Below are 12,009 nucleotides of genomic sequence, written 5' to 3' on the forward strand. Positions count from 1 at the left end.
TATGCTGCGTTATATCTTGCAACGCCTCGGGCAGTCAGTGCTGGTGATGTTTGGCGTGTCGCTGCTGATTTTTTACAGCCTGCACCTGACCGGCGATCCGGCTGCGGTCATGATGCCGCCAGGCTCCAGCCAGCAGGAAATCGACAATTTCCGCCACAGCATGGGCTTTGACCGTTCACTGACGTGGCAGTACTGGCATTATCTGACCGGTGTTTTACAGGGCGATCTGGGCGAATCACTGCGCTACAGCCAGCCGGTCACCGAACTCATCGGCCAGCGCGTTCCCGCCACCCTGCTGCTGGCCATTACCGCATTGCTCTGGAGCACCGTCGCCGGTTTGCTGCTCGGCATCGTCAGCGCGTTATATCAGAACACACTATGGGATCTGGTCTCACGCCTGCTGGCCTTCAGCGGTCAGGCGGTGCCAGTGTTCTGGCTTGGCCTGCTGCTGATCATCGCCTTCAGCCTGAACCTGCGCTGGTTGCCGTCCGGCGGTTATGGCAGCGCCAGTCAGCTGGTGATGCCTGCCATCAGCCTCGGCGCGTATTACATGAGCGCCATTGCGCGGCTGATCCGCGCCAGCCTGATTGACGTTCTGCAACAAGATTACATCCGTACCGCCCGCGCCAAAGGGCTGAGCCGCTGGCGGATTGTGGTTCGCCACGGTTTACGCAATGCGCTGATCCCGGTCATTACCGTGCAGGGAATGTATTTCGCCTCGCTGCTTGGCGGTGCGCTGGTGACCGAAATCATTTTTGCCTGGCCGGGTATTGGTCGCCTCGCCGTTCAGGCGATCCAGAACCGCGATTTTCCGCTGGTACAGGCCATTGTGCTGCTCGCCGCGCTGGTGTTTGTCGGCATTAACCTGATTATCGATTTGCTCTATGTGGTACTCAATCCGAGGATCCGCCTGTGACACATCCCGTTCCCCCGGCACTGCAACCGACGCTCGATTTACTCAAGGCGATGACGCCGTTCGCCAGTGTTTCCGGCCAGATCAGCCAGCAGCGCGAACTGGCACAGTGGCTGGAAGACTGGATCCGCCAGAATCTGCACGGCGTGCCGGTATTGCCGGTCAGCCAGCAGAACGACGACAACACGCCGCCGCTGGTGCACATGCGCATTGAGCGTCAGGCGGCAAAAACGCTGGTGCTGTACAACATGTACGACGTGATGCCCGCCACGGACGAAGGCTGGGAATTCCCGCCCTTCACCGGCGGTATTGCCGAATGGCCGGGCACCGGTGCGGTGTATATCGCACGCGGCGCAGAGAACAATAAAGGGCCACTGGCAGGCATGCTGATGGCGATAAAATCGCTGTGCGACGCAGGCGGGCCGGACGTTAATCTCGAGATCATTCTCGAAGGCGAGGAAGAAACGGGCAGTGGCCGGTTGCGGCGTTATCTGGCGCAGGAACCCTGTCCGGTGCCGTCCGCCGGGGCGGTGTTTTTCCCCTCGCTGTGTGAATACGGCGGCGGCGCACCTCGCGTGTATCTCGGTTTCAGCGGACTGAGCGGCGGCCGTTTACGGGTCAGGGGCGGCGCATGGGGTGGCCCTCACGCGGCTATCCATGCCAGTAACGCCAACTGGATTGCCAATCCCGTCTGGCGGCTGGTTCATGCCCTTCATGCCATTGCACCCGCCGAAAACAGCGGCGTCATCGCCCGTCAGACGGTGGATGAACCGGCAAACCGGCTGCTGCATACCCTGGCGCAACAGTTCAGCATCAGCGATGAACTGCACTTTCGCCGCAGTGAAAAATTATCGGTCAGCGGCGATACGCTGGCCTGCCTGCAACAACTGATCAACGGCGCGGTGCTCAACATTTCAGAAATCTGCAGTGTTCCGCAACAGGCGCGGGGCGTGATCCCGCACAGCGCCAGCGCGGAACTCGCGCTGCGCGTACCGCCGGGCATTGACGGTGAAAACCTGCTGGCGGCAATCCGTCAGACGCTCAGCCGGGCGGAATTCGACGGCGTGGAACTTGAGCTGGACGACAGTTACCCCGGCCACCGTTTCCCGCGCAACAGCCCCGGCGTCGATGCCCTGCTCGCCAGCTATCAGGCTCAGGGCGCGCAACCGCAGGTCTGGCCGTGGGCACCCGGCTGCGCACCGGCGTATACCTTTGCCCGCATCGCACCGGCCTTTCTGATTGGCGGCCTCGGCCACGGCGGCAATGCGCACGGCGTGAATGAATTTGTCACCCTGCGCGGGCTGGAACGCTTTCAGCAATCCGTCACCGACTGGATCCGTTTTTACGCCCGCGACACCCCTTTTTCTGCTTTGCCGGAATAATCCGGCGAGGCTTTGCGTCAACATCCGGGAATGTTTTAAAAGATAATCACCAGGAAAAATATGATGAAACAAGCAGATGATTTTGAACGTGTTTCACTGGGATTCTTCCCCACACCGCTCGAACGCCTGAGCACACTCGGCGACTCACTCGGCATCACGCTGGATATCAAACGTGATGATTACACCGGCTTCGGCGGCGGCGGTAATAAAGTCCGCAAACTGGAATATCTGATGGCCGATGCCTGCCGCAAGCAGGTCAATGTGGTTATCACCACCGGCGGGCATCAGTCCAACCACGCCCGGATGGTGGCGGCTGCGGCGCGTAAGTTCGGCATGAAACCGGTGCTGGTGCTGCGCGGCCATCAGCCGGAAACCTATCAGGGCAATCTTTTGCTCGATAAGCTGTTCGGCGCGGAGCTGGAGTTTCTCGACCCTGACGGCTATTTCACCCAGATTGAAGGGGCGATGAATGCCCATGCCGACGCGGCACAGGAACGCGGTGAAAAAGCGCTGATTATCCCGCTCGGCGGCGCCACGCCGCTCGGTGCGCTGGGTTATGTGCGCGCTATCGAAGAAATGGACGCCCAGCTTAAAGAACGTCATCAGTTGCCGCCTGACGTGATTGTCGCGCCGACCGGTTCCGGCGGTACGCTGGCCGGGCTGTATGTCGGCGCACGTAAATACTGGCCGGACACCAAAATCGTGGGTATCAGCGTCAGCGCCAAAGCGGAATGGTTCCGGACTCGAATTTCCGCCATGGCGCAGGATTGTGCTGATTTGCTGGAATGGCCACAACACTGGACGCCTGACGATATCTGGATTGAAGACGAATTTGTCGGCACCGCCTACGGCGTGCCGTCTGACGGCGGCATTGATGCCATCTACCGCGTTGCGCAGGCCGAAGGTTTGCTGCTGGATCCGGTCTACACCGGCAAAGCCATGCACGGGCTGATCAGTCTGGTGGAGCAAGGCAAAATCAGCGCCGGTTCACGGGTGATTTTCGTGCACTGTGGCGGCTCACCGGCGCTGTATCCCTTTGCGCAGACCTTGCTGGAGCACTGAGATGACGCAGGGTTTTCGCTATCTGAATCAGCGGGATGTCATGGCGCTCGGCGGTACGCAGGCGCAGGCCGCGCTGGATGATGTACGTGACGTTGTCACCTTAATGCGCCAGCAACAGACGCAGATGCCAGCGGAAACCCACGTCAGTCTTGCCGGTGCGCGGGGAAAAGCCTACGCGCTGCCCGCCTGCGTAGGCGGACGTTTCAATGCCGCTGGCGTGAAATGGACGGCACATCGCCCCGATGTCCACGACGGGCTGCCGCAGGCGATGGCGATGACGCTGATTAACCGCGCAGATAACGGTCTGCCACTCGGGCTGGTGGAAAGCGCCGCGCTGACTGCCGCCCGCACCGCTGCCGTCTCGGCGCTGGCGTTACGCCATGCCGCACCGCGTCCCGTACAGCGCGTTCTGCTGCTCGGCACCGGCGTGCAGGCCACGGCGCATCTCGATATGCTGCGTCAGCTTTTCCCGGACCTGCAACAGGTCAGCTGGTGGAGCCGCAGCGCATCTGCTTTTGTCCCAGACAGCGACAACCTGCCGTGGCCGCTGGTCCGAATCACCGGTTTACCGCACGCCTGCGCACAAGACATCGACGCCGTAATCACCTGCACCAGCGCCGCCGAACCGCTGCTGGGCGCGGAGGCAATCCGCCCCGGAAGGCTGGTTATTCAGGTGGGTTATCACGAAGTCGCGTTTGAGGCGATTGCCCTCGCCACAAAAGTGGTGGTCGATTTGTGGGGAGATTTCTGCGAAACCAGCGCCAAAAGCCTTTTCCAGATGTACCGCGCCGGACAGTTTTCGCCGAACCGCGTTGACGCCGATTTAAGCAATCTGCTGCTCGATGGCTGGCGGCCTGCGCCGGATGACAGTGTGTATTTCTCCTCGTTTGGCCTCAACGTTTTCGACATCGCCCTGGCGGCCCGCGTGCTCGCACTCGCGCAGCAGCGGGGAACCGGCACGCTGTTACCGTTTTTTCCGGAGTCATTTTACCTTGCCTGATTACTCTGCTTTCCCCCTGCCGCGCATCATTATCAGCGCCGCAGAGCTGCGTGAACGCAAAAAAAATGGCGAACAGTTCGCGCTGATTGATGTGCGTGAGATCGCTCAGTGGCAGGCCGCAACCCTGCCGGGCGCGCATCATCTGAATGTTTATGATTACTTTATTCCCGACAGCACTGAAGCCGGTGTGAACAGCCTGTTCAATGCCTTTCAGCGTGCCTGGCAGTCGCTGGACATCCGTGACAACGTCACACCTGTTTTCTTTGAACAGCAGGTCGGTATGCGCTCCCCGCGCGGTGCGTGGTTTGCGCTGTGCGGCGGCATCGGCCAGCCGCTGGTGCTCGATGGCGGGCTGGATGCCTGGCAACGCGCAGGCGGCGAGCTGATGCCGGGAACCGGCAACAGCGCAGTGATAAGCGCAGAAAATCCGGATTACCGTGCAGGTATCAGCGCGGACATCACACAGCGCAAAGCACTGACGGCCACGCGGGCGGAAGTGCTTGCGGCACAGGCGTCAGGCGCACAGATTCTGGACGCCCGGCGTCCGTCCGAATTCAGCGGTGAATTTGCGCATGAATGCTGTCACCGGGCAGGAAGAATTCCCGGTGCAAGATTGCTGTTCTGGGAGGATGTGGTGCATAACGGCGCGTTTCAGGATGCCGGAGAAATCCGCCATCGCGCGGAGAAAGCCGGACTGCATCCCGACCGGCGGATCATTATTTATTGTCACCGGGGCGCACGTGCCGCCACGGTATTCACCGCCCTGCAACTGGCGGGTTACAGGCAACTGGCCATTTATGTTGGCTCCTGGCATGAATGGGCGGAACATCCTGAACTGCCCCTGCTGACGGGTTTTAACTGACGTTGCGCAGTTGTAACGCCTGCCTGATATCCGGCGCTGCCGCCAGTAAAGTTTGCGTATACGCGTGCTGCGGTGCGCCCAGCACCTGTGCGGTAAGTCCGCTTTCCACAATGTTACCGTGATAAAGCACCACCACGCGGTCACACACCTGTTTTACCGCAGCGAGATCATGGCTGATAAACAGCACGGTCAGGCCGAGTTGTCGCCGGAGCTCATCCAGCAATGCCAGGATCTGCCCGCGAACTGAGAGATCTAACGCCGACACGGCTTCATCCGCCACCAGCAGTTCCGGCTCTAACGCCAGCGCACGGGCAATCGCCACGCGCTGACGCTGACCACCGGAAAATGCGCCGGGCAACCGGCTGGCGTGGTGCGCTTCCAGCCCCACCAGCGTGAGTAATTCATCTACCCGCGCCTGAATCTGCGCGGCAGGACGCAATTTCCAGACACGAAGCGGCTCAGCAATTTGCTCACCGATGGTCATTTTAGGGTTCAGACTGGCGTACGGATCCTGAAAAATTATCTGTGCGCGGCTGCGCATTTTCTGCCGCGTGACGTGACTGGCACGGGTCAGGGAAACGCCATCAAATTCGATATCACCGCTGTCAGTTTCCGTCAGGCCAATGATCGCCCGCCCCAGCGTGGTTTTCCCCGAACCGGATTCGCCGATCAGCCCCAGAATTTCGCCGCGACGGATATCCAGCGACGTCGGGAAAAGCACCGTTTGCCGTTTTGCCGGCATGAAAGGTAAACGCTGCGCCTGCGGATAGCTTTTGGTCAGTTCGCGCAAACGCACCAGCGGCGATGCCGCGCTGATTTCTGCGCTGAACGGACGCGGTTCGGGCTGGGAAGCGGCGATCAGTTTGCGGGTGTAAGGTTCCTGCGGATCGGTCAGCAGTGTTGCCACCGGCCCTGCTTCCACCAGATTTCCCTGATGCATGACGTAAGCGCGGTCAGCGTAACGCGCCACCACGCTCAGGTCGTGGGTGATCAGCAGCACGCCCATCTCCATTTCCTGCTGCAATTCCAGCAGCAACGCCAGAATCTGTGCCTGAATGGTGACATCCAGCGCAGTGGTCGGCTCATCGGCAATCAGCAGCGACGGCTTACAACTGATGGCGCTGGCAATCATGACCCGCTGGCGCATGCCGCCGGAAAGCTGGTGGATATACTGTTTCGCCCGTTGCTCAGGATTCTGGATGCCGACCCGATCCAGCAAAGCGATGGTCTCACGGTGCGCCTGTTTCCAGCCCAATCCCAGATGGCGCACCAGCACTTCAGCTATCTGTTCACCGACTTTCAGCACCGGATTCATGCTGGTCATCGGTTCCTGAAAAATCATCCCCAGCCGTTTACCGCGCACAGCCATGTCAAACGCGCCCTGCGGGCTGGCAATCTGTTTATCAGCCAGCCAGATTTCACCGCCCGTCATACTCACACCCGGCGGCAGCAATCCCATCAGCGCCAGCGAACTCAGCGTTTTACCGGAACCGGATTCCCCCACCAGCGCCACCATTTCACGGCAATTCACCTGCAGGGAAAGCGGTTTGACCAGCGGTAATCCGGCATCGGTATGAATGGCGAGGTGGCGAACGTCGAGCAAGGGTCTGGCAGTCGTCATGGCGGTGATCCGGCGAATAATTAAGCACTAAGAATATATCGTATATTCTCAACCGACAACCTTAAAGACCGCCTTCGATAGATTAATTTCTGCTAATTAATCATGATTTATCAGGGTTTCACCCTCAGACACAAAAATCTGCCGGAGGGATTCGCATAAAAGGCAGGTTAAGGGTATGCATGAGGAAATAATGTCGTCAGGCTGAAATTGCAGCAACAGGGGGGCGTTATTTGCCAGATAGCATAAATAATCCCGGCAAAATGCGTTTGGCCATGGGTTCAGTTAATAAGCCAAAATGCCGATGGTAATAATAATAGTTATCACTTCCCAATATTTATTGCCACGTTGACGGAATGAGAACGTGTTGGCAAATAATTTTAAAATTAAGGTTAAGCTAATAATTCTTTCGTAAGATTCAGAATGTCGATCAATCCATTAAGGCAATCGCTATGAAATCACGAATTTGGAATATGTTACCCCATGAGTACGCCCCTTTTTTTCGTGCCCTGCACATCGTTGTGGCACTTTTAATACTTTCACAAATTATCAACTCCAACTTTACTGAAACTGAAGCGCTTGCCGGGCATGGCCTGGACAGCGTGATAACCTGGGTGCATGTAATTTCCGGGTCAGGGCTGATTATCTGTGGCTTCCTGATGCTTGGCTGGATGATGACCCAGAGAGGTTTTACTTACTATTTTGCCTGGGCTAAGCTGGATTTTGAGGGTATTAAACAGGATATCAATACGCTGATGAAATATCGCTTACCTGAAGCCCATTCCGGTGGCATTGCCAGTACTATTCAGGGGCTTGGTGTTCTGGCGTTATTATGCGTAGCCATATCGGGTGGATTATGGTTCTTACTCAATACTGTTGAATCTGATTTAGCGGATAAAATTATCGGGTGGCATAAGTTCCTTACTACTTTTATTGAAGTCTATTTTTATGCGCACGGTGCAATGGGGATTTTACATCTGTTAATTGAACGATATAAAAACCACTCACCGGCTATTAATGATTAACTTATTGCAGGCTGAGTCATGACATTTAATCATTTTTAATGATGTGATATCGCCTTTGGCGCGAAAAGCCACGCTCGCTGGGGTTGGCCGCGGATGAGGCGATCTCCTGTCGTTTATTACCCCCCTGAATGCGCAATTATTGTTCCGGCCTGAATGCATCAGGCCTCAAGAGACCTCCGGGCAAATGCTGTCTGTCAAACCTGCTCCACCGTACCGGGGCTTCCTGAAGCTGTAACGCGACCAGATTCCCCCGTTCTGCCCGCGAAAGTCTCGCGCTGGCCGCAGAGTTCTAAATCTCTTTCACCCGGGACGTGTCATACACCTCCTGGGCCCGTTCCATTTCTGCTCCATGCTCCAGTGCCCATTCGTACAATGCAATAAACGGTTGCTGTAGCGTCTGTGCCAAAGCGGTAAGACTGTATTCCACACTCACCGGCGAAGTAGGAAGCACCTTTCGATAGACCAGCCCGTTACGTTCGAGACGCTTAAGCGCATCGGACAATGCTTTGTGAGTGATCCCATCTAACCGGCGGCGGAGTTCATTAAAGCGGGAGGGTTTAGAGCAAAGCACCGTGAGAATTAAAATCGACCATTTATTAGTGATGTTCTCAAGAACAGGACGGGTTTTTCCTACATCTCTTAAGTCACTGCTATCAATCTGTGTCATAGCGATATACTCCGGGATACTTAGTATAAGTAAAGTGCGTAATTGTTATTTAGTATAAAAATTATATCATCTCTTTTCCCTTCGAACAGGAGTAAGCAGATGAGAAGATTAGACAACAAAGTGGCCCTGGTACTGGGCGGAGCAAAAGGCATTGGCCTTGCCATTAGTCAGCGATTTGCCAGCGAAGGTGCGACAACCTGGTTCACATCGCGGCGGGATGAAGAGTTAAAAGCAGCAACCCAGTCAATTGCGGGCAACGTAAAGGCGCTACGTGCGGATGTCAGCCAGATAAGCGAACTGACCCGCATAATAGAGACCGTTAAGTCGGCGTCAGGCCAGATTGACGTGCTGGTGATTAATGCCGGAATGTCGGAGTACTCGACTCTCGAAAAGATAACCCCGGCGCATTTTGATCAAATTTTCGGCCTGAATGTTCGCTCACCGCTTTTTGGTCTTCAGGCCGCACTTCCGCTCATGAAAGCGGGTGCAAGCGTGGTGTTAATAGGTTCGATTGCAGATGTCATAGGAACTCAGGGATATGGTGTTTACAGCGCCAGCAAGGCGGCACTGCGTTCTTTTGCGCGTACGTGGACACGTGAATTATCCGCACGAGGCATTCGCATTAATGTGGTCGCTCCAGGCCCTATCGATACCGATATGATGCTGGCTGCCTCTGCGGAGGTACGCAATGAATTAACCCGCGCAATACCCTTAGCAAGGATGGGCAAACCTGAAGAAGTTGCAAACGCTGTACTGTTCCTGGCGAGTGATGAAAGCAGTTATATAGCGGGAGCTGAAATTTGTGTGGATGGCGGGCTGACACAAGTTTAGCTGTAACGTCCGCTCTGGCACTAAACGCCCCACAAAAAGGATGTCACTGGGCAGCGGGAAGCGGACCTTTTGCTTTGCATCTGTCAGACATTTGCGTCCGCCATAAGCTTTATCGGGCTTATTGAGATGCTTCTGCAAATAAGGCAGCCTGCACGGCAGGACGCGCATTGATATTTGCCATATACGCCGTTAATACAGGCCAGCGATTCAGTTCGATGGAAAAGAAAGCAGGCAGGCTTGCAGCTCTCTGATGTACGCGTAAAAGTACGGGATTGGGTCAGCGCCTGCATGCTGGTGCGTGAAGGCATGGGTGTGACGCTGATTCCTGAATCTGCCCTGCCAGCTGAATTGCGAGGCCTGTGCGTGGTGCCGGTGACACCTTCTATACACCGTGAATTTTGTCTTGTCTGTTCGCCATCCGGAAAGTCTTCTGGTGCGACACAGGCATTACTGCAAGGGCTGCGTAAAAGAGGAGGATGAGTAAAGTGCAGGCTACGGTGTCACTGCGGAGCACATAAACTTCACCCATAAAACCTAATCAACATGTTTCAAACTATCGGGGTTTTGAATCGGGCCACATCACGTACGGGTGGCATGCCAAACATGCGCGCATATTCCCGGCTGAACTGGGAGGCACTTTCATAACCGACGGAGAAGGCCACAGCAGCCGCTGCGTCTGGCTCGAATATGAGCTGCCGCCGAGCCTTCAAAAGTCTAAGCTTTTTCTGGTACTGGATCGGCGTCATGGCGGTAACTGCTTTGAAATGGCGATACAAAGCGGCAACGCTCATCCCAGCCAGAGCCGCCAGATCTTCCACGAGGAAAGGTTCGGTAAAGTGCACGCGTATCCAGTCGATCGCCCGACGAACCTGTGACAATCCACTATCAGCATGCGCGATTTGCCTGAGCATATTGCCGTGTGGACCTTGAAAAACCCGAAAGAGTATTTCCCGTTCGATCATCGGTGCCAAAATCCCCGCTTCGTCCGGGCGATCAACTAGCCGCATCATCCGGAGCCAGGCGTCCATCATTTCCGGGGACGCGGCAGTAGCCGAGAAATCGGGTTCACGCAGGGTTGGCCGGGTATCGCAAAGGTCACCGAACATAGTCGCGATAACCACAGGGTCTAAAGTCAAGCCAACAGCCAGAAAAGGCCGGTTCGGGGCATCAGAATGAATCTGTCCTATAGCCGGTACGTCGATTGGGATAAGCGTATAGGACGCTGGTTCGAACCAAAGAACCTGATTGCCAATGGACAGGTTTTTAGTGCCCTGTAAGACCAGATGGAGCATCGGTTCATACACCTGGTCCGAGCAAGCCTCTGCTCTGACCATCTTTACACGGGGAATACCGGTAGCGGTCCATTCATTTTCAGCACGCATCACTAAGTCGCGCAATTCGTTCATTGTATCAGTCATGTCGTCCAATATACGCCAACGCTTCTGCGCTGCAATCAAACGAGAAGAATAGGCAACGATATGCGAAGAACAGGCACGCATATGAGCGAGTGACCGCCTTAAGATAACGCTTGTCAACCGAGGTGATTCGCCTCAGGCACATACGTTAAACAAGAGGTTACCAAATGAAGTTACCTGGAAAAGTCGCCGTTGTAACGGGCGCGTCAAGCGGTATTGGCGCTGGCATTGCAAACGCACTCGGAGCAGAGGGTGCCACTGTCATCGTGAACTATGCCAGTAGCGAAAAGAGTGCCAACACCGTCGTCGCGTCAATAGAGGCTGCGGGAGGAAAAGCATTTGCCGTGCAAGCGGATATGAGCAAGTCGGCAGACGTCGTCCGTTTGTTTGACAAGGTTAAGGCGGACCATGGCAAGCTGGACGTTTTGGTCAACAATGCTGGCGTCGCCGTATTCGAAATGATCTCCGATATGACGGAAGATGCGTTCCACAAGCAATTCAACGTCAATGTTTTGGGCTACTTTCTGGCAATCAGGGAGGCGGTAAAACATTTTGGTGATGCGGGTGGTAGCATCATAAACATTAGTTCCATTCTGAGCACCGACCCTTACCTTGCCTCTAGTGTCTATTCAGCAACCAAAGGGGCGGTCGACACAATGACATTTGCGCTGGCTCGTGAGCTAGGACCACGCGGCATTCGCGTAAACTCAATTTTGCCTGGTCATACCAATACACCGGCAACCGACGGAAATTTCGCGGGAGAACTCGGGGTGAAGCTGCTTGCAGGAACACCATTGGGTCGCTTCGGCGAACCCACCGATATCGCACCCGTCGCCGTTTTTCTCGCATCTGCAGACTCACATTGGGTAACGGGCGAATCCATCCGGGCTGCGGGTGGCGTGCGTGGCGTTGGCTACTAATCCTTGAATTTAAGCCGCCTATACGGTGGCTTTCAACGTTTGAGTGACTTCTGAAATCTCCGTCTTTCCAATCAACCCCCGAATCTCAATTCAGTTTCTGGAAGAGCCCCATACCTTTAACGCTTCAGAGCGTTGCCCCTTTGTCGGGGCGACGCTCGCTTGGTTTAGTGATGGTTCTCGCGGCAAAATACCTGTTCGCTATGGACCTCCTGATGTTAGCAACGTCCGCTTCACGCCCTGAGACATTCGACAAGTTTTTTACGGCATCAGTAAGGGCGATTTTCGCTCTTCCAGTGCCAGCAAATATTTCGCTT

The 12,009-nt window shown here is 55.7% G+C and carries 11 protein-coding genes and 2 pseudogenes; 9 read left to right on the forward strand and 4 right to left on the reverse strand.

Going from position 1 to position 12,009, the window contains the following annotated elements; translation table 11 throughout:
• Nucleotide 1 precedes the first annotated feature (1 nt).
• The 5 genes from EX31_RS07505 (at nt 2) to EX31_RS07525 (ending at nt 5,219) form a co-directional block, all read left to right on the forward strand.
• Nucleotides 2–916 carry an ABC transporter permease gene (locus EX31_RS07505; protein ID WP_013575624.1) on the forward strand — a complete coding sequence of 305 codons (915 nt, stop codon included), beginning with the start codon at nt 2–4 and terminating at the stop codon, nt 914–916.
• Nucleotides 913–2,295 carry a M20 family metallopeptidase gene (locus tag EX31_RS07510; RefSeq protein ID WP_037034094.1) on the forward strand — a complete coding sequence of 461 codons (1,383 nt, stop codon included), beginning with the start codon at nt 913–915 and terminating at the stop codon, nt 2,293–2,295. The genes EX31_RS07505 and EX31_RS07510 overlap by 4 nt, the downstream gene beginning before the upstream one ends.
• A gap of 63 nt (nt 2,296–2,358) precedes the next feature.
• On the forward strand, nt 2,359–3,357 hold the full coding sequence (locus EX31_RS07515) for a 1-aminocyclopropane-1-carboxylate deaminase/D-cysteine desulfhydrase (RefSeq protein ID WP_015689960.1): 999 nt from the start codon (nt 2,359–2,361) through the stop codon (nt 3,355–3,357).
• Nucleotide 3,358: 1 nt separating this feature from the next.
• Nucleotides 3,359–4,357: an ornithine cyclodeaminase gene (locus tag EX31_RS07520; protein WP_037034095.1), complete on the forward strand. Its 999-nt coding sequence runs from the start codon at nt 3,359–3,361 to the stop codon at nt 4,355–4,357.
• Entirely contained in the window at nt 4,350–5,219 is an 870-nt protein-coding gene (locus EX31_RS07525) for a sulfurtransferase (RefSeq protein ID WP_037034096.1), read from the forward strand. Before EX31_RS07520 ends, EX31_RS07525 begins: the two co-directional genes overlap by 8 nt.
• On the opposite strand, the gene EX31_RS07530 is transcribed toward EX31_RS07525, so the two are convergent.
• Entirely contained in the window at nt 5,212–6,840 is a 1,629-nt protein-coding gene (locus EX31_RS07530) for a dipeptide ABC transporter ATP-binding protein (protein ID WP_037034097.1), read from the reverse strand. The genes EX31_RS07525 and EX31_RS07530 overlap by 8 nt on opposite strands.
• A gap of 449 nt (nt 6,841–7,289) precedes the next feature.
• Here EX31_RS07530 and EX31_RS07535 point away from each other — a divergent pair, with 449 nt between their 5' ends.
• On the forward strand, nt 7,290–7,862 hold the full coding sequence (locus EX31_RS07535) for a cytochrome b/b6 domain-containing protein (protein WP_013575630.1): 573 nt from the start codon (nt 7,290–7,292) through the stop codon (nt 7,860–7,862).
• Nucleotides 7,863–8,151: 289 nt separating this feature from the next.
• Here EX31_RS07535 and EX31_RS07540 read toward each other — a convergent pair whose 3' ends face one another.
• Complete coding sequence (locus tag EX31_RS07540) at nt 8,152–8,529, reverse strand: winged helix-turn-helix transcriptional regulator (protein WP_037034098.1); 378 nt, start codon at nt 8,527–8,529, stop codon at nt 8,152–8,154.
• Between the two features lie 99 nt (nt 8,530–8,628).
• On the opposite strand from EX31_RS07540, the gene EX31_RS07545 reads away from it, so the two are divergent.
• Nucleotides 8,629–9,360 (forward strand): SDR family NAD(P)-dependent oxidoreductase, encoded by a 732-nt coding sequence (locus EX31_RS07545; RefSeq protein WP_037034099.1) that lies wholly within the window; start codon nt 8,629–8,631, stop codon nt 9,358–9,360.
• A gap of 118 nt (nt 9,361–9,478) precedes the next feature.
• Here the strand turns inward: EX31_RS07545 and EX31_RS26300 are convergent.
• Nucleotides 9,479–9,586, reverse strand: a pseudogene (locus tag EX31_RS26300) (glutathione transferase GstA); the annotation flags it as partial.
• Between EX31_RS26300 and EX31_RS25230 the strand changes: the two are divergent.
• Nucleotides 9,586–9,840 (forward strand): annotated as a pseudogene (locus EX31_RS25230) (LysR family transcriptional regulator substrate-binding protein); the annotation flags it as partial. The pseudogenes EX31_RS26300 and EX31_RS25230 sit on opposite strands and share 1 nt — an antisense overlap.
• Before the next feature lie 68 nt (nt 9,841–9,908).
• Here EX31_RS25230 and EX31_RS07550 read toward each other — a convergent pair.
• A complete protein-coding gene (locus tag EX31_RS07550; protein ID WP_231576036.1) occupies nt 9,909–10,859 on the reverse strand; it encodes an AraC family transcriptional regulator in 951 nt (316 codons plus the stop codon).
• 83 nt (nt 10,860–10,942) lie between these two features.
• Here EX31_RS07550 and EX31_RS07555 point away from each other — a divergent pair, with 83 nt between their 5' ends.
• Complete coding sequence (locus EX31_RS07555) at nt 10,943–11,695, forward strand: SDR family NAD(P)-dependent oxidoreductase (RefSeq protein ID WP_037034102.1); 753 nt, start codon at nt 10,943–10,945, stop codon at nt 11,693–11,695.
• Nucleotides 11,696–12,009: the final 314 nt, after the last annotated feature.

This window comes from Rahnella sp. WP5 (genome assembly GCF_000745615.1).
Lineage (GTDB): Bacteria > Pseudomonadota > Gammaproteobacteria > Enterobacterales > Enterobacteriaceae > Rahnella > Rahnella aceris.